Origin of the sequence: Haloechinothrix salitolerans (assembly GCF_042662605.1) — a bacterium.
GTDB classification, from domain to species: domain Bacteria; phylum Actinomycetota; class Actinomycetes; order Mycobacteriales; family Pseudonocardiaceae; genus Haloechinothrix_A; species Haloechinothrix_A salitolerans.
This window is the reverse complement of sequence record NZ_JBHSXX010000001.1, coordinates 6,011,267-6,036,092: the sequence shown is the minus strand read 5'-3', so window position 1 is coordinate 6,036,092 and position 24,826 is coordinate 6,011,267. Positions and strand designations below refer to the sequence as shown.

Annotated in this window: 24 protein-coding genes; 12 read left to right on the top strand and 12 right to left on the bottom strand. The window is 68.4% G+C overall.

What is annotated here, in order from left to right:
- Positions 1-8 precede the first annotated feature (8 nt).
- Both ACFQGD_RS28795 and ACFQGD_RS28790 read left to right on the top strand, forming a co-directional pair.
- Complete coding sequence (locus tag ACFQGD_RS28795; protein WP_345406221.1) at positions 9-1,916, top strand: TNT domain-containing protein; 1,908 nt, start codon at positions 9-11, stop codon at positions 1,914-1,916.
- The gene (locus tag ACFQGD_RS28790) at positions 1,913-2,215 is read left to right on the top strand and encodes a hypothetical protein (protein WP_345406224.1); all 303 of its coding nucleotides are present in this window, start codon (positions 1,913-1,915) and stop codon (positions 2,213-2,215) included. Before ACFQGD_RS28795 ends, ACFQGD_RS28790 begins: the two co-directional genes overlap by 4 nt.
- A 187-nt stretch (positions 2,216-2,402) precedes the next feature.
- Here ACFQGD_RS28790 and hisN read toward each other — a convergent pair whose 3' ends face one another.
- Complete coding sequence (hisN, locus tag ACFQGD_RS28785) at positions 2,403-3,212, bottom strand: histidinol-phosphatase (protein WP_345406227.1); 810 nt, start codon at positions 3,210-3,212, stop codon at positions 2,403-2,405.
- A 49-nt stretch (positions 3,213-3,261) separates the two neighbouring features.
- On the opposite strand from hisN, the gene ACFQGD_RS28780 reads away from it, so the two are divergent.
- Both ACFQGD_RS28780 and ACFQGD_RS28775 read left to right on the top strand, forming a co-directional pair.
- A complete protein-coding gene (locus ACFQGD_RS28780; RefSeq protein WP_345406593.1) occupies positions 3,262-3,972 on the top strand; it encodes a response regulator transcription factor in 711 nt (236 codons plus the stop codon).
- Positions 3,973-3,990: 18 nt separating this feature from the next.
- Positions 3,991-5,274, top strand: a complete 1,284-nt coding sequence (locus ACFQGD_RS28775) for an ATP-binding protein (protein ID WP_345406230.1) — start codon at positions 3,991-3,993, stop codon at positions 5,272-5,274.
- Between the two features lie 38 nt (positions 5,275-5,312).
- On the opposite strand, the gene ACFQGD_RS28770 is transcribed toward ACFQGD_RS28775, so the two are convergent.
- Both ACFQGD_RS28770 and ACFQGD_RS28765 read right to left on the bottom strand, forming a co-directional pair.
- Entirely contained in the window at positions 5,313-5,801 is a 489-nt protein-coding gene (locus ACFQGD_RS28770) for a GtrA family protein (RefSeq protein WP_345406233.1), read from the bottom strand.
- A gap of 61 nt (positions 5,802-5,862) precedes the next feature.
- Entirely contained in the window at positions 5,863-8,136 is a 2,274-nt protein-coding gene (locus ACFQGD_RS28765; protein ID WP_345406236.1) for a sigma-70 family RNA polymerase sigma factor, read from the bottom strand.
- Positions 8,137-8,521: 385 nt separating this feature from the next.
- Here ACFQGD_RS28765 and ACFQGD_RS28760 point away from each other — a divergent pair, with 385 nt between their 5' ends.
- Genes ACFQGD_RS28760 through purE form a run of 4 tightly spaced genes read left to right on the top strand, consistent with a single transcriptional unit; the run spans position 8,522 to position 12,476 of the window.
- Positions 8,522-9,421, top strand: a complete 900-nt coding sequence (locus tag ACFQGD_RS28760) for a GGDEF domain-containing protein (protein ID WP_345406239.1) — start codon at positions 8,522-8,524, stop codon at positions 9,419-9,421.
- Positions 9,422-9,448: 27 nt separating this feature from the next.
- Positions 9,449-10,726 carry a glycosyltransferase 87 family protein gene (locus tag ACFQGD_RS28755; RefSeq protein ID WP_345406242.1) on the top strand — a complete coding sequence of 426 codons (1,278 nt, stop codon included), beginning with the start codon at positions 9,449-9,451 and terminating at the stop codon, positions 10,724-10,726.
- A gap of 49 nt (positions 10,727-10,775) precedes the next feature.
- Positions 10,776-11,960 carry a 5-(carboxyamino)imidazole ribonucleotide synthase gene (locus ACFQGD_RS28750; RefSeq protein ID WP_345406245.1) on the top strand — a complete coding sequence of 395 codons (1,185 nt, stop codon included), beginning with the start codon at positions 10,776-10,778 and terminating at the stop codon, positions 11,958-11,960.
- Between the two features lie 9 nt (positions 11,961-11,969).
- The gene (gene purE, locus ACFQGD_RS28745) at positions 11,970-12,476 is read left to right on the top strand and encodes a 5-(carboxyamino)imidazole ribonucleotide mutase (protein ID WP_345406248.1); all 507 of its coding nucleotides are present in this window, start codon (positions 11,970-11,972) and stop codon (positions 12,474-12,476) included.
- A 25-nt stretch (positions 12,477-12,501) separates the two neighbouring features.
- Here the strand turns inward: purE and ACFQGD_RS28740 are convergent, their stop codons facing one another.
- Positions 12,502-13,209: a TIGR03089 family protein gene (locus ACFQGD_RS28740; RefSeq protein ID WP_345406251.1), complete on the bottom strand. Its 708-nt coding sequence runs from the start codon at positions 13,207-13,209 to the stop codon at positions 12,502-12,504.
- Positions 13,210-13,236: 27 nt separating this feature from the next.
- Positions 13,237-14,499 carry an LCP family protein gene (locus ACFQGD_RS28735; protein ID WP_345406254.1) on the bottom strand — a complete coding sequence of 421 codons (1,263 nt, stop codon included), beginning with the start codon at positions 14,497-14,499 and terminating at the stop codon, positions 13,237-13,239.
- 173 nt (positions 14,500-14,672) lie between these two features.
- Here ACFQGD_RS28735 and rfbB point away from each other — a divergent pair, with 173 nt between their 5' ends.
- Together rfbB and rfbD are read left to right on the top strand one after the other, a co-directional pair.
- A complete protein-coding gene (gene rfbB / locus ACFQGD_RS28730; protein ID WP_345406258.1) occupies positions 14,673-15,668 on the top strand; it encodes a dTDP-glucose 4,6-dehydratase in 996 nt (331 codons plus the stop codon).
- An 80-nt stretch (positions 15,669-15,748) separates the two neighbouring features.
- Positions 15,749-16,651: a dTDP-4-dehydrorhamnose reductase gene (gene rfbD / locus ACFQGD_RS28725; RefSeq protein WP_345406596.1), complete on the top strand. Its 903-nt coding sequence runs from the start codon at positions 15,749-15,751 to the stop codon at positions 16,649-16,651.
- Positions 16,652-16,653: 2 nt separating this feature from the next.
- On the opposite strand, the gene ACFQGD_RS28720 is transcribed toward rfbD, so the two are convergent.
- The 6 genes from ACFQGD_RS28720 to ACFQGD_RS28695 all read right to left on the bottom strand — a co-directional run bounded on the left by ACFQGD_RS28720 (position 16,654) and on the right by ACFQGD_RS28695 (position 21,690).
- Positions 16,654-17,085, bottom strand: a complete 432-nt coding sequence (locus tag ACFQGD_RS28720) for an LppU/SCO3897 family protein (RefSeq protein ID WP_345406261.1) — start codon at positions 17,083-17,085, stop codon at positions 16,654-16,656.
- The gene (locus ACFQGD_RS28715; protein ID WP_345406264.1) at positions 17,082-18,176 is read right to left on the bottom strand and encodes a glycosyltransferase family 4 protein; all 1,095 of its coding nucleotides are present in this window, start codon (positions 18,174-18,176) and stop codon (positions 17,082-17,084) included. The genes ACFQGD_RS28720 and ACFQGD_RS28715 overlap by 4 nt, the downstream gene beginning before the upstream one ends.
- 289 nt (positions 18,177-18,465) lie before the next feature.
- A complete protein-coding gene (locus ACFQGD_RS28710; protein ID WP_345406270.1) occupies positions 18,466-19,230 on the bottom strand; it encodes an ESX secretion-associated protein EspG in 765 nt (254 codons plus the stop codon).
- 21 nt (positions 19,231-19,251) lie between these two features.
- Positions 19,252-20,406: a hypothetical protein gene (locus ACFQGD_RS28705; RefSeq protein WP_345406272.1), complete on the bottom strand. Its 1,155-nt coding sequence runs from the start codon at positions 20,404-20,406 to the stop codon at positions 19,252-19,254.
- A gap of 205 nt (positions 20,407-20,611) precedes the next feature.
- Positions 20,612-21,232 (bottom strand): DUF3558 domain-containing protein, encoded by a 621-nt coding sequence (locus tag ACFQGD_RS28700; protein WP_345406275.1) that lies wholly within the window; start codon positions 21,230-21,232, stop codon positions 20,612-20,614.
- Entirely contained in the window at positions 21,229-21,690 is a 462-nt protein-coding gene (locus tag ACFQGD_RS28695) for a hypothetical protein (protein ID WP_345406278.1), read from the bottom strand. Before ACFQGD_RS28695 ends, ACFQGD_RS28700 begins: the two co-directional genes overlap by 4 nt.
- Positions 21,691-22,310: 620 nt before the next feature.
- Here ACFQGD_RS28695 and ACFQGD_RS28690 point away from each other — a divergent pair.
- Complete coding sequence (locus ACFQGD_RS28690) at positions 22,311-23,477, top strand: glycosyltransferase family 4 protein (protein ID WP_345406599.1); 1,167 nt, start codon at positions 22,311-22,313, stop codon at positions 23,475-23,477.
- A 58-nt stretch (positions 23,478-23,535) separates the two neighbouring features.
- On the top strand, positions 23,536-24,417 hold the full coding sequence (locus ACFQGD_RS28685) for a glycosyltransferase family 2 protein (protein ID WP_345406281.1): 882 nt from the start codon (positions 23,536-23,538) through the stop codon (positions 24,415-24,417).
- A 7-nt stretch (positions 24,418-24,424) separates the two neighbouring features.
- Here the strand turns inward: ACFQGD_RS28685 and ACFQGD_RS28680 are convergent, their stop codons facing one another.
- Entirely contained in the window at positions 24,425-24,826 is a 402-nt protein-coding gene (locus ACFQGD_RS28680) for a hypothetical protein (RefSeq protein ID WP_345406284.1), read from the bottom strand.

The following is a 24,826-nucleotide window of genomic DNA, read 5'->3' as shown; positions in this document are numbered from 1 at the left end:
GGGGCGTTGTGGGGATCGAGCTGCCGCGCGAACTCGCTGACATCGCCGCCCGCACCGGTGTGCGCTGGCCGGAAGCGGACGAAGACGCCATGCGTGAGCAGGCCAGGGCATGGCGCGATGCGGCGGCCCAACTCACCACACTCGCGAGTGATGCCGACGCGTCCGCCACCGCCGCGTTCGATGGCATGTCCGGCGAAGGCGCGGCGGCGGCGCGGATGTCGTGGGCACGCGTCGTCGACGCTGATACCGGCGAGCTGGATCGAGCGGCTCGGGGAGCGACCGAGGCCGCCGACCGGCTGGAGCACGCGGCTGACCGGATCGCGGAGAGCAAGGTGGAGATGGTGCGGCAGCTGACCGAGGCGGCACGCCAGGTCGACGCCGCGAACGTGGCGGCCGATGGTGGCCATCCCGACGCCCTGGCCGGGGTGTCGACCTTGCTCGGCAAGACGTCGGCTGATCTCAACGCTACCGCGAACACACTGGCCAGCGAGGTGGCTGACCCTGTGCGCGGCGGCTCGCACGCCCCGGACGCCCCGGTTCCCGAGACGGACCCTGAGCGGACGTCTCACGGCGGGGCCGAGTCCGTTTTGGACGTTCCTGGCGAGGCGGTCCAGCACGTCGGGGATACCGCGAGCGGTCTCACGGATGCGGGGCCGCTCGGCGCTGATGCCGCAGCGGACGACGTCCTCGGCGGTGCGGACGATGTGCCGGGGCGGACGCCGGACGATGTGCCGGGGCGGACGCCGGACGACGTCTCGCTCACCGCGCCGACACCGCCGTCCGGTGTCCCGATCGCGGGCGATCCGTACGCCGACGCGCCGACGCCGCCCTCGGGCTTCCCTGCCGGTGCCGGTTCACCCGGCGTGCCACCGCGCGGTGCCTACCCGAGCGGCCAGCCGATGCCGCCGATCGATGGCAGCACCGGTCTCGCGGGATTCGCCGACGCGCCCGCCATGCCACCGCCTGCTCCGGCCGCACCGTCCGCGGGCCCCGGGCCGGTCGGCGGTCCACCTGCGGGTTACAACGCACCGGGCGCAGGCATGGGCGCGGCTCCGTTCGGTGGCGCGGCACCGCCCGCGCAAGGGCAGAACGCGCCCCAACCGCACACCCGCAACCCAGCGTCGAGCCAGCCACCGCAACAAGCCGTACCGCAGCCGACGCACCAACCGACGCAACGACCCGCCCCGCCACCCGAGCCGCAGGCCAGCACCGGTACGCCACGGCAGGATCGAGGCAGTGTTGTCGCGTTGTTCCTTGTGCACATGTTCCCGATCGGCCACCTGCCGGTCCCGGCGAGCGCACCGGCGTACCAGCTTCCGCCGCGGGACGACGAAGCCGACTTCGCCACCGGCCTGCGCTTCCCGCCGCACGACCATCCCGAGTCGCACCGCATCGACCCTGGCGAGCCACCGGAGCCCGGCGCGGACCAGGCGGTGCGAGGATTGCCAGCCGAGCACCCCGCCGTCGCGGATCTGTGCGAGAACGACCCCCTTGCCGCCCCCGATGACGACGACTGGCGACGACGTTTCGTCGTCGCCCGCGATAGCACCCGCGTGGAGTACGTGTGGCCACCCGGTGAGCTGCATCCGGAGGGCTGCCGCGAGCACGGCGAGCCGATCGTGTTGCCGGTGGGCACGGTGATCGACAGATTCGGGGATGAACACGGACGGGTGTTCGCCGCCGACCGCTCGTCGTATCCCGCGCGGTCGCTGCCACCCGCTCGGCTGGAGAGCGGCTACCACCGGTACCGCGTGCTGCGAGAGCTGCCAGTGTGGGCGGCCGAGCTCGCGCCATGGTTCGGCCAGCCTGGTGGGGGTCTGCGTTACCGCGCCGTCTATCCGGTCACGGACCTCCTCGCGTTGGGGTATCTCGCGGAGGCCACGCCAGAACCATCCGAGACGGGGGAAGGCACATGAACGTCGAGTCGATCGCGAAGTGGCTGACCGCCATCGGCGTCCCGCCCGAGGTGATCTCCATCGGCGCGGAAGCCGACAACGCCTGGTGTGTGCTGCGCATCGAACGCCAGGTTCCGATGAGCGAGGACCAGCTCCGGCAGGAAACCGTGTGGGAGGTGTTCTGGCGTGAGCAGGGCAACCGCTACGACTGGGCGTGCTTCAGCAACGAACAGGTCGCCTGCAACTACCTCTTCGGACGTCTCGCCTGGACCCAAGTCGCGAGGGGCGCGGTCGGGTTGCTGCCGCCGAAGGAGAGCTAGTCGCGAAGCGGTTGCCGGCCGGGGACTTCTCCTGCGGAAACCGATACGGACGTATCGTCGGCGATACGGCCGTATCGGATTCTGTGCAAGACACCCGAGCCCATGCTCGGCCAACCAAACGAGCCGCCCGACTGTGATCCACGCTTATGAACAGACATTATGAACGTCAGGATGCTCGCGGCGAGGACTACACCAGACCGTCCTGACTCAACACCCGCAGCGTGGGATCGTGCAGCGCCCCGTTGGTCGACAGTGCGTTGCCGCCGTCGAACCGCTCCACGCCGGACAGGTCCGAGAACCGCCCGCCTGCCTCGCTGACCAGTACCTGCATGGGCGCGACGTCCCACGGGTTCACGATCGGCTCGGCCGCTATGTCGATCACACCCTCGGCGACGAGGCAGTGCGACCAGAAGTCGCCGAATGCCCGGTTCTCCCAGCACGCCTCGACAAGCCCGAGGTACGCGGGCAGGCTGTGGTACTCCGACCAGGTACTCAGGTTCGTCGTGGACAGGTACGCGTCCTCAAGCGCGGATACGCCGGAGACGCCGATCCGCCGCTCGTCAGAGCCAGTGCCGTTCGACGTGAAGGCCCCGCCGCCGCGATGTGCCCACCAGCGTTTGCCGAGTGCGGGCGCGCTGACCATGCCCACGACCGGCACTCCATCCTCGACCAGCGCGATCAGCGTCGCCCACGCCGGTATGCCGCGCAGGAAGTTCTTCGTGCCGTCGATCGGATCGAGGATCCACGTTCTTCCGCCAAGCTCGTCGGCGTTGAAACCACCCCGTTCCTCGCCTGCGATCGCGTCGCCGGGACGCTCGGTCGCCAGCACCTCCCGGATCGCGTCCTCCACGGTGACATCGGCGTCGGTCACCGGTGTGCGATCGGGCTTGCTCGTCACTTTAAGGTCGGTTGAGGTGAACCGATCGGTCGTGATGGCGTCAGCGACGTCCGCGAGTTGTGCGGCGACCGCGTAGTCCGCGAGATAATTGCGAGTCACAAGCAACGAGTTTTTCACGTACTGGAGTCGTAGAGTGAGCCAGGTGAACATGGTTCTACTCGCCGAGGACGATCCGGCGATCGCCGACCCGCTCTCTCGTGCGCTCCATCGTGAGGGCTACGAGGTGGAGGTCGTCGCTGATGGGCCGAGCGTCCTCGAGGCGACTCAGCGGCAACATGTGAACTTGCTCGTGCTCGACCTCGGGCTCCCGAGCATGGATGGCCTCGAAGTGTGCCGTCGGCTGCGTTCTCGTGGCGCTGACCTCCCGGTGCTGATGCTCACCGCGCGCACTGACGAGGTCGACTTCGTCGTTGGGCTTGACGCGGGTGCCGACGACTACGTGGCCAAGCCGTTCCGATTGGCGGAGTTGCTGGCCAGGATCAGGGCCCTGCTACGCAGGCAGGCGCCCGACGTCCTTGAGGCAGGCGGGGTGCGGATGGACGTTGGCGGCAGGCTCGTCACCGTCGAGGGCGCCGAGGTGCAGCTCGCCAACAAGGAGTTCGAGCTGCTGCGGGTGCTGCTCACCCGTGCTGGGCAAGTCGTCAGCAGGGAAGAGATCCTCGCCGAGGTGTGGAACGACCTCGACGCCAAGACCACCAAGACGCTGGACATGCACATGTCCTGGCTGCGACGCAAGCTCGCGATCGCGGCGGGTGACATCGACGGCACCGGAACGAAGGCGTCGGCCACCCCGCATGCCGACGCGGAGCGACGGATCGCCACGGTGCGCGGCGTCGGCTTCCGCTTCAACGTCGACTAGCACGCGGGAGCCGATTCAGTGCATCGCCGTATCCTTCTCGCGATTCTGCTGGCCGTCGCCGTGACGGGCGCCGCGCTTGGTATTCCGCTTGGGGTCACGGCGTCGTTGCTGGTGAGCAGCCTGGCCAGCGAAGACCTCAAGGACCGCGCGCAGCAGATCGTCAAGCAGCTTGACAGTGACATCGCGGCGGGCGAAGGCATCGACACCGACCGCGTTGACCTTGCGATTCCCCCTGGTGGCTACCTCGTGGTGCGCGGACCGGGTGGACGGGTTTACCGGGAGGGCGTCAAGCCGGAGGGTGGCAGGCTTACCGAAGAGGCGAACCTCGCTGGTACCGGTGAGGTGCAGCTGTCGGTACCGTCGGAGCCACTGCGAGAACGGCAGACTCAGGTGACCGTCGCCGTGTTGCTGCTGGCGGTGTTGTCGGTGGGGACCGGCATGGTCGTGGCGACCGTGACCGCTCGACGACTCGCCCGCCCGTTGCGAGAGATCTCGTCCCGTGCCGCGCGGCTCGGTGCTGGTGACTTCCGTCCGGATACCAATCGCTACAACATGCGCGAGCTAGACATGGTCGCTGATGCGCTCGACACGTCGGCCGAGGCGCTGTCCGCGTTGATCCGAAGGGAGCGCCAGTTCGTCGGCGACGTCTCCCACCAGCTCCGCAGCAGGCTGACGGCGATCCAGTTGCGGTTGGATCCGCTCACGACGCACTCTGATCCCGAGGTCGCCGAGGACTCCCTCGCCGCGCAGGAACAGGCCGACCAGCTCGCCGCCGTGCTTGACGAGCTGCTCGCCGCCGCCAGGGCGGCGAGGGAGGCGGGCGCGGAGCCGGTTGACCTGTCCGCCGTGCTCAAAACCATCGCGATCGAGTGGCGGCAGATCTTCAACGCCGAAGGCCGCACGCTGCGGTTGCGTATCGCCAAAGGGCTCATCGCGCGGGTCACTCCAGCGCGCCTCCGGGAAGTCGTCGGCGTCCTGCTCGACAACGCGCGCAAGCACGGTGCGGGCACGGTCACGATGGCCGCCCGCGGCGGTGACACCGACGGTACGGTCGTCGTGACGGTCAGCGACCATGGCGACGGCGTGCCGGACGCACTCGCCCCGCATATCTTCGACCGGGGCGTCTCCGGAGCGGGCTCGACCGGTGTGGGGCTGGCCTTGGCGAGGGCCTTGGTCGAGGCTGACGGTGGTCGGTTGGAGCTGTCCGTGCAGCGCCCAGCGATGTTCAGTGTTTTCCTGCTTGTGCCGCGCTCAACGGACCTGTCATCGGTGCGGTTGTCCACCGCGGGCTCCCCGCGCTGAGTGACGCTATGCCGCGTCCAGTACGGTGGAAGCGACATTCACCGCAGTTCGTCGGGAAACACCCACCGCCGGTATCCCCAGAAGCGGAACAACATCGCAAGCACCATGCCGATGATCGAGCCGCTGGTGAAGTCCGCGACCTCCTGCACCCACCGTGATACGTGCGGCACCTCGAGGTCGAGGATGTAGCGCGAAGTGTAAAGCGGGATCAGATTGATCACGATGGCACCGCCGCTGACCAGGAAGAACAACGCCGCCTCGTGGTGGCGCTCCCTACCGCCGCGCGTGCGGAAGGACCACTCGCGATTGAGGATGTAGGACACGATCGTGGCGACCAGGATCGCGATCCCCTTGGCCGTGGTCGGCTTGGACTCCAGCACCGTCAGCTTGAGCAGGTACCAGACCCCGTTGTCCACGACGAACGCCGTGCCGCCGACGATGCCGAACTTCAGCAGCTCCCGATGCTTGATCATGATCGAGCGGAGCGGCTCGGGCACGACGCCCAGCAGGTTCTCGACTACAGCCACGGGCGCAGTGTACTTGCGCGTGATGTCGGCGGTCCGCGGAACTGCCATTCCGCCGGGGCCGCTAGGCGACGTTGAGCAGCGACACCAGCAGACCGCGCAGGGCGCCGGCTCGGGAATTCCCCTCGGAACGGTGGCCGTGACCAGGCGCGTGCTCGCTCTTGCCCGGTGCGTCAGGCGTCGGTGACGACTCGGACGTACTCGGCGGCGTCGAGCCTGACGGTGATGGCGGTCGTTGCGACGATGGCGGCCCCGGCGAGGGTGGCTTCGACGATGGCGGATTATCTGGTGTCGTACTCGGTGGCTCCTGGCCAGGCTGCTTCGCGGGCAGCGGCGGCTTACCGTTGTCCGGCGCGCACACCTTACCGCCGATGCAGCGGACCGAGACCTTTTCGGTGTCCGATCCCTTGCCGATGCGCGCGGTCACGACCACCGTCTCGTTCTCTGGGAACCCGGACAGCACGGTGTGGAAGTGCACGTCGTCGCCTGGCTCGAGCGGCTCGTCGGTGTGGCACGTCGTGCGCCGTGCGTTGTCGGTGCAGGTGGCCTTGCCGTGCCCGCCGTAGGCCAGCATGGGTTGATCGATGACGACGTCGGCGCGCTTGGTCGTCTCGCCGGTGTTGGTGACGGTGATCTTCAGCACGCGCCCGACGTTGTGGACGTCGAGCTCGACGCCGTCGGCGGGAGCGGGCGGTGGTGGGGGCACCTCGTACGGCACCGTGATGACCAACGGCTGCGCGTTGCCACTCGACACGGTCCCCCGGATCTTGCCAGGATCGGCGCGCTTGTCCGCGATCAGCCGGAACAGCAACGTGACGGACTCATCGGGTGCTAGCCCTCGACCGGAGCTGCAGCTGACCTTGCCCTTGCCACCGGGGCAGCGCACCGTGCGTCCCTGCTTCGGCGCGGCGGCGGGGCGTGGCCCAGCGGCCGTGGGCTGTGCCGTGCTGGCGCCCCGCGCCGACATCGGTGCGGAACCGCCACCAGCAGGTGGGATCGCTCGTACGCCTCGGGGCAGGTCGAGGGTCACCACGACTGGGTCGGACTTCGTCTCGCCGTCATTGCGAATCGTGATCGGCAGGTCGACCGGGCCCCCACCCGGTTCGAGGTGGATGCCCTCTTCCGGAGTCGTCACCACGAGTTCCGGTGGCGCGGGCAACGTTGGCGGCGCGGGTTCTCGCTCCGGCACGGTCTGCGGCTGGACCGGTGGTAGTGCGGGGGGAGCGGCTGGCTCCCGCTCCGGTGACTCCGGTGCTGGCTGCGGCACTGGCGGCGCCGGCTCGGACGTCGTGGGTGCCTCAGCCTGTGGCTGAATCGCCACTGGAATCTGCTGCCCGCCACCCGCGGTGAGTCCCACCGCGACCGCGGCCGCGATCGCGACACCGGACGCCGCGACGCCAAGGAACTGCCTCGGCGCGCCAGCCGCGGCCCCTGCAGCGCCTCCCGCGCCGGACGACGACGCGGCGGCACCCGTGGTGGCGGCAGCACCGGCCGCCGCTGCCCCCGCCGTCGCGGCGGCGGCCTTGCCGGCACCCGCCGTGGCGAGATACGCCAGCGCGGCCCCGCCGAGCACCAGCGGTGCGATAACCGCGCGCAGCGCGCCGTTGACGTCGGCCAGTTCCGCCGCGAGCGCCCGGCATCGTTCGCACTCGTCGAGGTGCGCTTCCACCTGCGCGCGCTCACGTTTGGACAATCCGTCGCGGGTCCACGCGCCGAGCCGATCGGCCGTCGCACGGCACCGTTTCTCCGTCGTCTCGGACAGGTGTACCTGCAGGTACGCCTGCCGCAGTCCTTCCCGCGCGCGGTAGGCGAGCGCGGACACGCTGTTTGGCGTCAGTCCGAGGATCGGTGCTACCTCGGCGGGGGACTGCTGCTCGATCTCGGTGTGCCAGAGGACGGCTTGCCAGCGTTCCGGCAGTTTGGCGAACGCCTTGGCGGCCATGGAGCGTTCCAGCCCCGCGACCGCCGTGTCCGAGAACGGCACCGTCAGCGCCCCGCCGAGCGCGCCGGTTGCCTCGCTCATGTCCTCGTTGAGGTCGACGCGCTTGTCCTTGCGGGTCTTGTCGTAGGCGGTGTGGCGCAGTGCGGTGAGCAGGTAGGCGCGGAACGCGCTGTCCGGCCCTTTCCCCGCGCGCAGGGTGTCCAGAACCTTCGCGAAAGCCTCGCTGACCAGGTCGTCCGCCTCGGAGCTTGACCGTGTGAGCTGGCGGGCGAGGTTGTAGGCGGCGGAGACGTGCCGCTCGTAGAGCGTGCCGTACGCGGCGAGGTCGCCATCGCGGACAGCGGCGATCAGCTCGGCGTCGCTGTTGCCATCTGGCGCGGCTGGGACGGTCGACACTGGGGCTCCTCCTGGCTTGGGCTGGCTTCGCGGTGCCAGCCTGGCGCGGCCGCCGGTAGCGCGACGGCGCCAAGTTCACAGTGTGAGTGTGACTGAGAACCATGGTTCAGTCACGATGTGGGTCGGTTGAAGCTCGGCTACGACTGGCTAACGGCCTCGCGGAGTGCCTGGATACGGCCACGAGCTCGGACTTTAACCACCTTATTAGTGCTACCCGCAGTAATGGCTACCGCGCGTGTCGGGTCGGCAAGTTTTCGCGATTCCCGCCGTCACGTGCGTCGATGCCTCGCGTCTCCAGTAGCGAGCTCCCGATGAGCCACCGCCTTCGCTTTCACGCAGCGTGCAGGCGCGGGCGGCGCCGAAAGTCAACACGAAGGGTCGCACTGTGGTGGATGGGCCTGCCGCCGGTGCTCACTCGAACGACGAGGAGCAACCGTTCGACGGTGGCGTGACCGCCGTACCGGACGTCGATGGTGCCGAGCGCGGCGATGGTGGCTCCCTCGACAGCGCCGCGCGGACACTGCGTGCGAAGTGGCGTAGCGCGAGTCTCGCCGCGGGATGGCGTTTTCCGAGCGACTGGGGGCTGCCCGAAGTGGACACTGTGTGCGCCGCGCTGAGCGCGGACGGTCCGAGTGACGCGGCGGTGTCCGGACTCGGTAGGGCACGTGCGGCTTCGGGTGCCGGGCTTGACGAGACCCTCACTGACCTCGCCGCCTTGCACGCCGTTGTCGCGGACGGTAACCGTCACGGTGGGTTCGTCGTGCCGGACATCGACACCACGCCGTCCCGGCTGGTGCGCGTGACGGCGCTCGCGTGGGCCGATGTCGCCCTTGACAAGTACGCCCACACCGAAGTGACCGAACCGCTCACGGGGCTGCCGAGCGCTGCCTATCTCCGAACCAGATTGGCCGAGATGTACCGGGGTGCGGCGCGGGCCGGACGCTGCCCTACAGAAGAAGCCCTGCTGCTCACGGTGTCGTTCGATCTCGCTGGTATGGCGAGCTGGTCTCGGCTCGCCATGATGATCCTGGCGGCCGACGCACTGCGATCGGTATTCGACGGGCCGGAGACGTCGGCGGCGTTGGGGCCGTCTGTGCTCGTGGTGCTCGCCGATCGCGGCACCGATATCGCTGGGCAAGCCGTCGCGCTGCGCCGTGAGATCACCGAACGGATGCACGCCGATCCGCAGCTCGACGACGTCGTCAGCCCCGCCATCTCCCTCGTGCGGCTCCGCCCGACGTTCGAGGAGTCCTGCTCGCTGCTGCAGCGGATCGGACGGCGGTAGGGGCGCACCGCCTGCGACACTGGGCGCGTGCATCGTCTGAGCTCCCGTCGGGGTGTGGTCGCGTCACTCGCGTCACTCGCCGCCGTGCCGTTGGTTATCGGTGTCCTCGGCTGGCTTGCTGACTGGCCGCTCGGCATGGACAGCGCGGTCTACCGCGCCGGGGCGCTGACGCTGCTGCACGGCGACCCGCTTTACGACGCCGACACGCTCGCGTTCGAGCCGGAGTGGGCGCAACTGCCGTTCACCTACCCACCCGCCGCCGCGCTGCTGTTCGTGCCGCTCGCGGTGTTCCCCGCGCCGGTCGCCTGGGGTGCGCTCGGCGCGATCTCCATCGCCGCCGCAGGTCTCGTCGTGGCGTTGTCGCTGGGCGGCACCGGCTGGCGCGCCGGAACGTCGAGCGCGAAACAGTCGCCGTCGCTGGGTCTGCTCGCTCGCGGGACGCCGCTGGTCGTCGTCGGCCTCACCGCCGCCGTCCTGCTGCTCGAACCTGTCTGGCGCACGGTCTCGCTCGGCCAGGTGAATCTGATCCTGCTCGCGCTGATCCTGGTCGACGTCATGGTGCTCACGGCGCGCGGCAGCCGCGCCGGGGGCGTGCTGATCGGTGTCGCCGCAGCCGTGAAGCTCACACCGCTGATCTTCGTGCCGCATCTGCTGTTCACCGGCCGCTGGCGGGATGCCCTCCGCGCGCTGGCCACGTTCGTCACGCTGCAGGCGGCGATGCTGGCACTCATCCCACAGGACGTCGCTCGCTACTGGACGCGGGCCGTGTCCGATCCCACCCGCATCGGCACGATCCATTGGTCGGACAACCAGGCGCTGAACGGCCTGGTACTTAGGCTCACCGACGGCGCGCCGTGGTCGATGGCGGTCGCGCTCGGCGTCGGCGTGCTGTTGGCGCCACCGGCCGTCTGGCTGATGCTGCGCTATCACCGCAAGGGTGACGAGCTGCATGCCCTGCTGGTCACCGCAGGCTACGGGCTGCTGGTTTCGCCGGTGTCTTGGACACACCACTGGGTGTGGGTGATCCCGCTGCTAGTCATGCTGCTCGCGAGGCTGCCACGTGACGTCACCGCCGCGCCGAAGCGGCTCGCGACGCTCGCCGCCGTTGTGGTCGTCTTCGGTAGCTACGTTCTGCTGATCCTGCCCGGCGGTAGGGACCCGGACGGGTGGTCGGTGCTGGACCACGTGCTGGGCAACGCCTACCTGTATGTGCCGCTGGTGCTGGGCGGCCTCGCGTTCGCGAAAGAGTGGCGCACGCCCCAGCCACGTCGGCCGCCGACGGGCGTGCGCGCGGTCACCGGCTAGGCTGTGAGGCCGTACGTACCCGCCACAACCAGGGGATTCGCCCGCAGACATGGACGCACACACCGGTCTCCCGATCGTCGGTATGGTCGGCGGCGGCCAGCTCGCCAGGATGACGCACCAGGCCTCGATCGCGCTCGGCCAGTCGTTGCATGTGCTCGCCGCTGGCGAGCTGGACTCGGCAGGGCTGGTCGCGGGCAAGGTCGTCACCGGCCACCACACCGACCTCGACGCGCTGCGGTCGTTCGCGGCAGGCGTCGACGTCCTCACCTTCGACCACGAGCACGTGCCGTCCGATCACCTGCACGCGCTCGCGGCGTCCGGTGTTGTGGTGTGGCCAGGGCCGGACGCACTGCTGCACGCGCAGGACAAGCTGGTGATGCGCAGACGGCTGTCCGACATCGGCTGCCCAGCACCCGCCTACGCGCCGATCGAGACGCCCGAAGACCTCACCGCATTCGGTGACACGCACGGCTGGCCGGTCGTACTCAAAGCGGCGCGCGGCGGCTACGACGGCAAGGGCGTGTGGATCGTCGACACCCCGGATGAGGCGACGTCGCTGGTCACCGAGCTGCTGGACGCCGGGACGCCGTTGCTCGCCGAGCAGAAGGTCACCATGCTGCGGGAGCTGTCCGCGCTGGTGGCGCGCTCGCCGTTCGGGCAGGGCGCGGCCTGGCCGATCGTGGAGACCGTGCAGCGCGATGGCATCAACACCGAGGTGCTCGCGCCAGCGCCGAAACTGTCCGAGGACGCTGCGCACGACGCGCAGGAGCTGGCGCTACGCATCGCGGACGCGCTGGACGTGGTGGGCGTGCTCGCGGTGGAGCTGTTCGAGACGCCGGACGGCGTGCTGGTCAACGAGCTGGCGATGCGCCCGCACAACTCGGGGCACTGGACCATGGACGGCGCGCGGACGTCGCAGTTCGAGCAGCACCTGCGGGCGGTGCTGGACTACCCGCTCGGCGCGACCGACCCGCTCGCGCCCGCCTGTGTGATGGCCAACGTGCTCGGCGCGCCGGAGAAGCCAAAGATGGGGCCGGACGAGCGACTGCATCACCTGTTCGCGCGATTCCCTGACGCGCACGTGCACCTCTACGGCAAGGAAGAGCGGCCGGGCCGCAAGCTGGGCCACGTGAACTTCCTCGCCGACGGCTTCGCTGACCTCGCCGAGCGGGGACGGTTGGCTGCGCACTGGTTGGCGCACGCGGAATGGCTCGACGGTTACGAGATCCACTAGGGAGCTTGCATGACGACGAACGCCCGGGTCGGCGTGATCATGGGCAGCGACTCGGACTGGCCGGTCCTTGAGGCCGCCGGGCAGGCGCTTGACGAGTTCGACGTCGGTTACGAGGTGGGCGTCTACTCGGCGCATCGCACCCCGCAGCGGATGCTCGACTATGCGCGCACGGCCGCCGACCGGGGCATTCAGGTGATCATCGCGGGCGCGGGCGGAGCGGCGCACCTGCCGGGAATGGTCGCCTCAGCCACGGTGCTGCCGGTGATCGGCGTGCCGGTGCCGCTGAAGTACCTAGATGGTCTCGACTCGCTGCTGTCCATCGTGCAGATGCCCGCCGGGGTGCCGGTAGCGACGGTGTCGGTCGGGGGTGCGCGCAACGCCGGGCTGCTGGCGGTACGGATCCTCGCGGCGAGCGATGCCGGGCTGCGTGACCGCATGGCGAGCTTCCAGTCCGAGCTCGAGGAGCTCGTGCTGGCCAAGGACGAAGCGCTGCGTGATCGGGTCGAAAAGCGGTGATCGCGCCGTCCGCCCCGCGGGCGCCCTATCCCAGCAGGTCGACCGTGGTGCGCTCCGTGCTGCGCCGGTCGGCGAGCTTCGCCGGGTCGGCGTTGCTGATCTGCACGATCGACGCGCCCGCGGCCAGTGGTGCGAGCAGGACGTCGATGATGCCGTCCGGCAGCGTCCACTCTCGGGTCGACAGCACCCGGTCGCCCGCGCCGATGCCAAGGGCATCCGCGCGTTTCCTCGCCGTCGCTAGCACCTCGTCGACCGTCGCGGAGGCCAGCGCGGGGGTGTCGCCGTCGATCGGGAACAGCGGTGAGAAGTCGTCACCCGCCAGTTTCGCGTCCGAGAGGTAGTCGAAGGCGCCGTCTGGCGGGGGTGTGCGAAGGCCCTGTCCGAGCGGGTCGAACGCGACGATAGCGGTCTCGGCGGCCTCAGACATCTCGTCCGGTGGCACGAACGCCACCGACGCGCCCGCGTCGTCGCTGACCACGTGAGCACCGCACCAGAAGGCGCCGAGCAGCACACCGGCCGTCTGCCAGTGCGCGGGCAGCCGCACGCACACCGGATCACCTGGTTCGACGTCGAACTCCTCAACCAGCCAGTTGGCCGTCTTGGCCGCCCAGTTCGCCAACGTCGTCGTGGACAGTTCGATGCGGGCGCCTGTCTCGTCGTCGTAGTGCGTTATCGCGGGCTTCGCGGCCGCCGTCGCCAGCAGTGGGCGCAGCAGCGTCTCGGTGATGCTCACGCCTTGACCCTATCCATGCGGGAGGCGCTAGTTGACGCACGGGACGTCGCCCGCGGTGATCGGTTCCGGTGGTGGCGTGCCCTGACCGGCGGGTGCGCCACCGCTGTCGGTGTCTGACGGCTCCGGCGCGGCAGACGTGCCGGACGGCTCGGGTGCCGCGGACGTGCCGGACGGCTCGGGTGCCGCGGACGTGCCGGACGGCTCGGGTGCCGCGGACTCCGAGTGCCCGTCCACCAGCTCGTGCACGAACTCCCGCACCTCATCGACGTCGACCTCTACGATGCTCTGCCCGTCCGGACTGCGGCCGGTGATCGTCACGACGGGAATCGTCACGAACTCGACATCGCCCGCGGCCAACCCGCGCAGCCGCTTGACGAACTCCAGAACGTCGAGGTCGTCATCGAGCACGACGGACCGACGCACGGCCGCCAGCAGCTGGCTCAGTTTCGTGGGATCGCTCAGGGTGCCCGCCGAGAGCACCTTGTTCAATGCCGACCCGAGAAACACCTGCTGGCGCACGATCCGGTCGAGGTCACCGCGGGTCAGGTTGTGGCGCTGTCGCACGAACGCGAGCGCGTCACTGCCGCTGACCGTCTGGTGCCCCTCGGGGAAGTTCGCGCCCGACTTTGGGTCGTACACCGGGTTCTTCAGGCAGACGTCGACCCCGCCGATGGCCTCGGTGAGCAGGTAGAACCCGAGCAGGCTCACCTCGGCGTAGTGGTCGATGCGGATGTCGACGAAGTCCTGCACGGTCTGTATCAGCGCCTGCCGTCCCGCCTCGTCCGACTGGCGTTCCAGGAACGCCTGGTCCTCGATGCCCTCGTCGCGCAGCCGCTGGATCTCGGTCTGCTTGGCGAGGTTGAACGCGGCGGTGATCTTGGCCTTGCCGCCGGTCGGCACCTCGACCCAGCTATCGCGGGGGATGGACACCGCGTGCGCCGGATCGCCGTTGCCGGGCAGCCGCAGGATGATGATGGTGTCGGTGCGGACGCCGGCTTCGTTCCCTGTGCGGAGTTTTCGCAACGTCTCGGGCGGCAGCGGGTCCCCCTGAGCGTCTGTGCGGGAGTCGGTGCCGACCAGCAGGATGTCGATGGCGTCGTCGGGGTTGGTCGGTGTGTCCGGTACGCGGTCGAGGGCCGGCGTGCTGGTGACGCTCTCGCGGAGGGAACCGAGCATGACGTCGGCGTACCCGGTCACCGCGAGCACCGTGAACGACAGCGACGCGACGCAGGCGCGGAGGGCCAGTGACGCCATCCGTCCCGCCCGTGATCGCGGCTTGACGGCCTGCACCTGGATTCCCTCCCTCAGACCAGCGACGACAGGCTAAGTCACCTTCTGTCCGTATCGTCCGGATGCCACGGTGAATCACCAGTGAATCATCATCACGGAGCATCACGTCGACGATCGCTGCGGCGAAATCCCTACACTTGCCGTGGCGAGCTGGGGCTAAATGGAGGTGCGCCATGCGGGTGCTTGTGACAGGCGGAGCCGGATTCATCGGCTCGCACTACGTGCGGGAAGCGGTGGCTGGCTCGTATCCCGCGCTGGCTGACGCCGAGGTCGTCGTGCTCGACAACCTCACCTACGCTGGCAACGAGGCCAACCTCGCCCCGGTCGCCGACGCGGAGCGCTACCGCTTTGTCAAAGGCGACATCCGCGACGGCGCGCTGGTCGCCGACCTGATGCGTGGCACCGACCTCGTGGTGCACTTCGCGGCGGAGTCGCACGTGGATCGCTCCATTCTCGGCGCGGGGGAGTTCGTGCTCACCAACGTCCTCGGCACGCAGACGCTGCTGCAGGCGGCGGTCGACGCCGAGGTCGGCAAGTTCGTGCATGTGTCGACCGATGAGGTGTATGGCTCGATCGTGTCAGGGTCATGGTCGGAGGACCATCCGCTTGAGCCGAACTCGCCGTACTCGGCGTCCAAGGCGTCCTCGGACCTGATCGCTCGGTCGTTCTACCGCACCTACGGACTACCGGTCTGCATCACGCGCTGCTCCAACAACTACGGGCCGTACCAGTATCCGGAAAAGGTCATTCCGCTGTTCGTGACGAACCTGCTCGACGGCAAGCCGGTGCCGCTGTACGGCGATGGGCTGAACGTGCGGGACTGGCTGCACGTCGATGACCACTGTCGAGGCATTCAACTCGTCGCGGACGACGGCAGGCCGGGCGAGATCTACAACATCGGCGGCGGCACTGAACTCACGAACAAGGAACTCACGAAACGCCTGCTCGACGCCGTCGGCGCGGGCTGGGACATGGTAACCCCGGTCGAGGACCGCAAAGGTCATGATCGTCGCTACTCGGTGGACATCACCAAGATCCAGACCGAACTCGGATACCGCCCGCGGGTGGCGTTCGACGACGGACTCGCCGAGACTGTGCGCTGGTACACCGAGCACCGCGACTGGTGGGAACCGCTGAAGAACGAGACAGACCAAGAAGGCCGGAACTAGGTTGACTGGCAGAACCGGCTTGACGTGCCAGTTCGGCTTCGGTCGGATTGGTGGCTACTGGCACCGTAGGTGGGCTGATTATGGCGTTGGCGTTACTGATACCCGGAGGCAGTGGGCAGCTGGGAGGTGACATCGCGCGGCGCGCCAGCGAGGCGGGCGCAGTGGTCCGCGCACCCGGCTCGGCCGACCTCGACATCACGCAGGCGAGCCAGGTGATCGCCGCCGTGCGGGAGCTTGCCGCGCTGGCGAAGGACGAGGGGCATCAGCCACTGGTGATCAACGCGGCGGCGTACACCGACGTCGACGGTGCGGAATCCGATGAGCAGCGTGCGTTCGCCGTCAATGGCGACGGTCCACGCGGGATCGCGGCGGCATGCGCGACGACAAAGGTGCCGTTGGTGCACATCTCCACGGATTACGTCTTTTCCGGTGAGACGGAGCGCCCGTATGAGCCGAACGACGCGCTGTCACCACGCAGCGCGTATGGCCGCACCAAGGCTGCCGGGGAGGCGGCGGTGCTCGCGTCCGGAGCTAGGGCGTGGGTGGTGCGGACCGCGTGGGTATACGGCGCTGATGGGAACAACTTCGTCAACACCATGACGCGGCTGGAACGGGAACGCGACACACTGTCCGTCGTCAATGACCAGCATGGCTCACCGACCTGGACGTTCGACCTCGCTGGCGGGCTGCTCGAGCTGGTGTCCGCCATCGTGGACGGACGTCCGCCTGAGCAGCGGACGCTGCACTGCACCGGCGGCGGTGAGACGACCTGGTACGGGTTCGCGCGTGCGATCTTCGAGGAACTGGGCGCCGACCCGGAGCGGGTACGGCCGTGTACGACGACGGAGTTTCCGCGCCCTGCCGCGCGTCCCGCCTATGGTGTGCTCTCGAACGCGTCCTGGCGCACGGCGGGACTGACGCCGCTACGCGACTGGCGCGATGCTCTGACGGCCTTCATGGCAGCCAAGCGCGCCGGGGTGTGACGTCAGTTTGCCTCGCTCAGACACAGAATCGCGCCGGACGCCGTCGCGTCGTCGCCGTACCCCTCGAAGTAGACGAACTCCGCGTCCTTGAACGGGGCGCACGCCTTCTTGCCCGCCTTGCTCTCGAACTCAGCCATGGTCTTGTCCTCGACCCTGCCAACGACCCGGTAGGTGGCGTCCGGCGCGCCGCAGTCGGCGACCTCGATGGAGTACGGCTTGTTGATGTCGCCCGTGAGGCAGTCGCCTACCTCAGCGCCGGTGAGGGTGAAGAAGCGGGTATAGATGATCAACGCGGCCAGGCCGAGCGCGGCGATCCCTAGGACGGCGCCCACCATGATCAGGAGTGTTTTCGTGGTACTGGTCGTGCGGGCAGGCGGCCCGGGAGGGGCGTGCGGTTTGCGCTCCCCCGACGCGTCCTCGGGTGGGTTGGTCATGACGCCCCTCGCCCACACGCGAACCGGTACGCGTCCACGGTCAGCTCCGCGCAGCGGCGCCAGGTGAAGCTCGCGGCGTGGGCGCGACGGGCCTGTGAGATGGACGCCGAGTGGGAGTCACCGACCGCGTTGGCCATGCCCGCCGCGAGCGCGTCGACGTCACCGAACGGCACCAGCTCCGCGTATCCGCCCGCGACCTCGCGTAGCGACGGCACGTCGGTGCACACCACCGGGACGTCGCAGGCCATCGCTTCAAGCACGGGCAACCCGAAGCCTTCGTCGCGGGACGGCAGCACCAGTGCGCTCGCTCCGGCGACGACGTGTCGCAGGTCGACGTCGGAGACGTACCCAGCGTGTTGGGAGCGATCGTTGACCAGGAACGGTCCCGGTCCGATGAAGACCAACGGCGGCAGGTCGGGGTCGAGTTCGTGCGCGCGGGCCAACCATTCGAGGCCTTTGCGTGGCCCCGCCGCCCCGACGAAGAGCAGGTACTCGCTGGGCAGGCCGAACTTCGAGCGCAGGTCGTTGTTGGGTGGCAGCGCGGTGAACCACGCCGGGTCGACGCCCAGCGGGGTCACCATGATCTTCTCGCGGTCGACGTCGAGCTGCTCCGCGACACGATCAGCCACGGCCCCGGTGGGTGTGCAGATGGCGTCGGCACGTTGCGCGCTGACCCGTGCCAACTCAGGCAGTCGGACATCGCTTGGCGCCAACTCCTCGGGGCGATCGAGGAATGTGAGGTCGTGAATGGTCAGCACGCCGGCGGCTTTCGCGGTGCCCGGCAGCACGTAGTTAGTGCCGTGGACGACGTCGGTGCGCCCCGCGAACAGTTCGACCGGTGGGAACCGGCTGCGCAGCCATGCCGCCCGTAACGCCCGCGCCGAGACCGGCATCCCGCGCGCGCGTACCCCGTGGGGCAGGACGTGGCGGAGCTTGCGCCAGCCGCGCAGCGTGAAGGCGACAGAGCGGGTGTCCACCTCCGGCATCGACGCGAGTTCCTCGGAAAGCGATGCCGTATAACGCCCGACACCGGTGCGCTCACCGAGTAGGGGAGTGCCGTCAAACAGCACTCGGAGCGGACGGTCAGCCACGGTCGCCTCCCTTCAGCCTTGCCTTCCTGCGGTGTGCCGCGTCGCGAGCGTGCTGGAGGGAGTCCACGCGGGACCGGCGGCACGTGATCGCGTCGTCAGCACCCAGGTAGTTGACCACGATCATCGAGACGAAGGGGTCCCCCGTTGGCACTAGGCAGTCCTCCTTCGCCTGAGCCCTTATCGCCACGGGACCTGAGAGTAGTCCGCCAGGGCGTGGGGGTTGGGAGCGAGGCTGTGGTTGGTGCCGTCGCGGCGAATCGGAGGGTCTGTCGTGGCCGCTCCGGGGCGCTCAGCGCTGCTCGGAGAGCGATGAGAGTTCGTGCTCGATTCGTTCGACGATCACTGCCCGGTCCGCGCCGCGCGCGTTGAGGTAAGGGGCTTCGGCGTCCCCGGTGAGGTAGGTGATCCAGCGCACACCAGGATGGACGTCGAGCACGACGGGCGCGCGGCGGCCGTTGGTGTGGCGGCGGCCATGGCGGTCGCGCACGGCTACCATCAGCTTGGCCTCCCGCAAGCGCTGCTCGGGGTCGTGCAGAGCCTTCATCCGCTTGGCCTCGCGCGGCACGACGCGCTCGACGGCGATGCCGGACGTCGGGGCGGTGAGGTCGCTGACCGCGCAGGTGATGGTGCGCTCTGTCGCTGGTTGGCACTCGCCGAGCGCGTCGATGATGGCGTGTGGCAGGCGGTCAGGGCTGGTGTCGCGCAGCACGATCTGGTCGCCACCCTCGGTGTATTCGGCGTATACCGCGTCGGAGCCGCTGACGGCGGCGTGTGCGCGCCAGGACTTCTGCTCGGTGCCGATGTAGGCGTAGCACTCCTGTTCGCCCGCGCACAACGCGCGCAGTGCGATGACGACTTCGATACTCGGTGCGCCCCGGTCGAGCAGGTTCTGCTGGTTCAGCTCGGCGTGTGCCGCGCCGGACAGCTCCGCCAGTTCGTTCTCGTCGCGCCAGATTGGCTCCGGGCGCAGCGTTGCGGGCAGCGTCAGGCCCTGCCGCGACGTGAGGAAATCCAACGCGGACGACGTCAGCCACACGTCTTGGGTGAGCAGCACGGTCGGTATGTCCCTTGTGCTCTACTCGCCGATCACAGGTCTGACGACGAGATTGCCGGTTTGGTCGTCGACGAGCTTCTCACCGTGCTCGTCGTGTTCGACCTCGAGCCCGGCGTCCATCTCCTGCTTGATGTAGTAGCGGTCCTTGTGCTCTTTGTCTTCGTCGCCCTGGCCGCGTCCGGCGCCTGCGCCACCCATCATGCCGCCCATGCCGCCGCGCGGGCCGAATCCGGCTCCTGCCTTGCCCGCGGCGGCCTGCGCCGCGCCGCTGCCGCCAGGGCCGAACGGGGCCGCTCCGGTCGCCCTGCCCGGACTCCCGGGGCCGCCGTGGCCGTAGCCACCTGCCGCGCCAGCTCCGGTGCCCGCGCCCGCTCCAGCGAAACCGCCGCCCGCCACGGCGGCACCGGGAACCGCGCCGCCGCCGTGCGATCCCAACTCGCCGCCGTAGCCGCCGCTGCCGGAGCCGGACAGTCCGGACGCCGAGGTGCCGCCCGGCGGGATGACCGTGCCGTCCGGCATCACGATGGTGCCGTCTGGCCTGCGCAATCTTCCATCCGGGTAGCGGATGGAGCCGTCTGGATAGTGGATGCTGCCGTCCGGCATGCGCACCGACCCATCCGGTAGCCGGACCGCGCCGGACGGCAGGTCCGCCGACGTCGTGCCGCCGCCACTCGCGTAGCCGCCGGTGCCCGTGCCGGTGCTCCCGTAGCTACCGCTCCCGTAGCCACCGGGCGCGGTCGTTCCGCCACTGGACGGTGCGGTCCACGCGCCACCACCGGACGTCGTGGGCGAGCCGACGGACGGTCCCGCCGTGCCACCGCCGCCGCTTCCGGTGCCGCCCGACGAGCCGACGTTGAAGTCAATCTTCTTCGGGTCGCCGGTCAGCGTGCCGTAGCTAGACGGGAAGACGCCCGCGTTCTGTTTCGTGCCCTCGTAGTACGAGTTGTAGGCGTCGACGACCGCCTGGGCCTTGGCATTCCAGCTTTCGATCTGTTCATCGCGGTCGGTGAAGATCGGCACCCAGTCCGAGGCGAAGGTCGACTCAGGCTTCGGGCCAGGACCGGTGCCAACGGTGTTCTTGACCCGGTTGAACGACTCGCCCTGGGTGTCCATCTGCATGGAGACGTTGTGTTGATTCTCGGACGAGACCTTGGAGGCCTCTGACAGTGGCCGCATGGCTCCACGCGCGGCATCACCTGACTCGCCGACCCAGGCTGTTTCGAGCCGCCCGATCAGTCTGGCGAAACTGGACTGCCGTTCTTTGTATTCGTTGACCAGCTCACGGGAAGTCGTGCTCGATTCGTAATAGCTGTTAGGGCCTTCCCCACTCTGCAACATATCGGCAATCTGTTGTGCCGTGTAGCCCATGGTGCCTCTCCAATTACTTGCCCGTGCGCATAGTCTTGATGGCCATCTCGGCTGCCTTCTTCATAACCTCGCAGGGGCGGTTTCGGTCCGGAGAACCAAGGTTCATCTGTCCTCCAATGTTGATGACCTGCTGATCTGTCACTCCAACGCCGAGTGAACATGCGCCGTCCTCACGGTCATCGACCGCGCCGCCAAAAACACCCGGATACCCAGCGACGTTCACCGGCTCGAAGTAACCGAAGTACTCCTTATTCTTGTACACGCCAGCCATACCTTCTGGCTGGTTGTTCAAGATCACGATGGTGAAGCTGTTAGTGTCTTCGTCGAGCCATTCGCATTCGGGGCCGTTATCTTGGTCAGGCGGGCGTTTAATCTCGGCGGAATACCCCAACTTGGTCGCTTGCGCTTTAGTGAGCATTGAGCACGGGTCTTGTTTGTACTTATCGATTCCTTCGATCGGATCCGACACTGTCGGTGCGGTGACTTCTGATGCGCGGGTTGTCGGGCCATTCTCCGCGGTCGGTCCGATAGCCGTAGGTCCGCCGGTAGTCGGCTCGCCGGTTTCGCCACCGCCGCATCCGGTCAACAGTGTGGCCGTCGCTGCCAAGGTAGCGGTTGCGGTACGCAGTTTCACTCCAGACCTCGTTCTCTTTCGCGCATCATCTGCTCGGCGGCTTCTTCGCCATGCTTTTTCGCGTAAATGGCTCGTTGAATCGCGTAGCAATACGCATCGGCGTAAGCGTGCTGATCCGCGATGGCTTGGGCGAATGTCTTCCTATAGTGCTGTTTGGCGGCCTTGTAATGGATTTCGCTAGCCGGGTCACCCGCCATAGGTCGCAAGCCAAAAGAAGCTTGGTCGTTCTTACGCTTAATGCGTTCGAAGGCGTCTCGTTCCGCTTCGAACTCTTTCTTGATTCGTTCCATCTCTTCGAGGCTGAACTCGAACTTGCCGCTGCCGATGCTATTGGGGGCTGAGAGCTTCTCGTATAACGTTCGAGCAAGTCTGGCATGGGGTACGAAGTCCGCCACCGTGTCAAGAGCCTTCTCATTCGGGCTCTCGTAGTCAAGGTCGGGTTCGTCTTCGCCAGTCATGATCCCCCCTGGGCTTGATCAGATCCGCACCGGTCAACAGGATACCGAGCGATGTGCGACGTGTCAGCGAATCGGTGAAGGTCATGGGCGGCCGGTACCACCGACGAGTGCCGAGAACGTCCGGGCGTCGCGGAATCTCGCGCAGTGATGTCGCCCAGTCGCGTTACTCCATTCGGGTCGAATCTCGGGGCACGTTCAGGCGCGCCGTCGCTGCCCGACCTGGAGTGCGGTGCCCGAGTGGCCCGGCCGCGCGGTCGCTGCGATCGGTGTCCTCGTTAGCGATGCGCGCGAGTCTTGCTATGGCGTGCCGCCCCGCCGGCAGCCCCGCATGACGGTCCGGATGACGGGTCCTTGCGGGATTTCGTTGGCACGTCGATCCCGAAGTTTTCGCAGCTTATAGGCCATTCATGGAGCTGGGATACATGCGTGCCCGGTGGTGGCGTTGGCCGGATGCCAGGCGCGAGTCGACGTCTGGCGGGCCGTGCCCCGTTGCCATCCGAAGTGGACCCGACAGGGTCGGCGCACCGCCCGCACACGCGCCGCGACACCGCCCGATACACCGCGTGACGATGCTGACGCGAGACAGCGAGACGCTTGGCATGACCAGCACAATGGAGAACGTGCCTGAGCTCGTCGTTATCGCGGATCAACTCTTCGCGCCCGTCCCCGGCGGAACTGGACGATACACCGGCGAGCTGCTGCGCGCCCTAGCGAAGACCGCGCCCGACGACTGGGTTGTCACGAGTGTCGTGTGCCGCCGTTCCGACGTCCGACACGCCATGATCGAGGGTGTCAACGGGCCCCGCGTGCTACCGATGCCACGCAAGGCGCTGCTCGCCGCGTGGCAGGCGGGCATCCCGTACTGGCCAGGCGGCGACGCCGTACACGCCCCAACGCCGTTCGCGCCGCCGCGCAAGCCCGTCGCGGGCAAGTACGCCAAAGGCACTCTGGCCGTCACCGTGCATGACACTGTGCCGTGGACGCACCCGCACACCCTCACCCCCCGCGGCGCGAACTGGCACCGCTCGATGGTCGCGCGGGCGATGCGTCGGGCGGACGTCGTCGTGGTGCCTACCCAGTCCGTCGCCGACGACCTGCGCCGTTACGTGCCTGGCACCAGCTCGGTGCGGGTCATCGCCCATGGTGTCGCCGAGGTGTTCAACGCGGCGGAGGACGCGCAGGTCCGGGTCGATGTCTCCCATCTCGACCTGCCAGACCGGTATGTGCTCGCCGTTGGCACCTTGGAACCGCGCAAGGGACTCGACGTCCTGATCGACGCCGTCGCCCAGTTGCATCGGAACACCGTGTTCGCGCCCCACCTCCTGCTCGTCGGTCAGCCCGCCAAGGCGGGCATGGACCCGGCGGCGCTCGCGGCTGAGCACGGGCTGGCACCCGACGCAGTGCGGGTGTTCAGCAAGCTCACCGATCTCGAACTCGCTGAGGTTATGCGCAGATCAGCTGTGCTCGCCGCGCCCAGCCACGCCGAGGGGTTCGGGTTGCCGGTGCTGGAGGCGATGGCGGCTGGCGTGCCCGTGGTCCATTCCGACGCGCCGGCGTTGGTGGAAGTCGCGGGCGGGGCAGGGGTCACCGTGCGGCGTGGCGACGCGACCGCGCTGTCCGACGCGTTGCGCGATCTGCTCGGGGACCCGCTTTGGTCGGCGCAGCTCGCGGCGGCTGGACGTCGTCGCGCGGCGGAGTTCACCTGGAGCAGCGCGGCCGAGGCGATGTGGCAGTTGCACGTCGAAGGCTATGAGGACAGCAGGCAGACCGTGCGGGCTCGGGAATGACGCCGTCTCACGTGCACCCCCGCTCTCGCGCGGTAACGGGACGGGCACAATAAGCGTCGTGCCCACGCGATCGACGTCACAGCAACGGACCTACGGCGACGAACTCGCCGTGGTGACCGTCACCTACTCACCGGGCGAGACGCTCGAACGGTTCCTTGACACGCTGGCCAAGGCCACCACGCGTCCCGTGCGGGTGATTCTCGCCGATAACGGCTCCGCGGACGGCGCCCCGGAGAAAGCCGCCGAACGCGACGGCGTGCGGCTGGTGCCCACCGGGGGCAACCTCGGCTACGGCGGTGGTGCCAACGTCGGCGTCGCCGAGCTGGACGACAGCGTCGGCTGGGTCGTCGTCTGCAACCCGGACCTCGAGTGGGAACCGGGCGCGCTGGATACGCTGCTCGAGGCCGCCGAACGCTGGCCGGGTGCTGGCTCGTTCGGGCCGCTCATCAAGGAGCCGGACGGCACGGTGTACCCGTCCGCGCGACTGCTGCCCTCGATCGGCAGGGGCATCGGGCACGCGCTGTTCTGCAAGGTTTGGCCACGTAACCCGTGGACCCGCGCGTACCGCCAGGAATCCGGCACGCCGACCGAGCGCACGGCGGAGTGGCTGTCCGGTTCCTGCTTGCTGCTGCGCAGGGCGGCGTTCGACGACGTCGATGGCTTCGACCAGCGCTACTTCATGTACTTCGAGGACGTCGACCTCGGCGACCGGCTCGGCAAGGCTGGCTGGCAGAACGTCTACGTGCCATCCGCCGCCGTCATGCACATCCAGGGGCACTCCACCGGCAAGGAGTCCGCGCGGATGCTCGCCGTGCACCACGACAGCGCGTATCGCTACCTCGCCGACCGCTACACCAGCCTCGCGGCCAAGCCGATGCTCGCGATGATCCGGCTCGGCCTAACGCTGCGAGCGAAGCTGGCGGCTCGGTGGGACTCCTGAACCCGCGCTAGCCGTCCAAACGTCGGGACAGGTTCGACCTCGTCCGCTGCGTCGTTGTCGGGAGAAGACCGGTGATCTCCTCGGTCTCCACCTGGTCCGCCTCGCGTTGCGCCTGCTCCTCGAGGGTGCCGTGGTGGTGACCGGCACCACGTGCACGCGGTAACCGCTGCGCCTTGTCCCGCTCCGCGTGTGGCTGCCCGCGCTCGTCGTTCTCGCGGATCTGCTCGTCCGACAGCACGGTGGTGGCGTCCGGATCGATGTCCTCGTCGGCTCCGGTGACCATGGTGCGAGGTATCTGCAGAGTACTCGCGGCATCCATGGGTGAGACGGCGCTGTTCGGCGTCACGACGAACCTGCCGCGCGCTTGTGCTCGTGACAGCAGCGCATCCGCCCTGTCGAGAGGATCCAT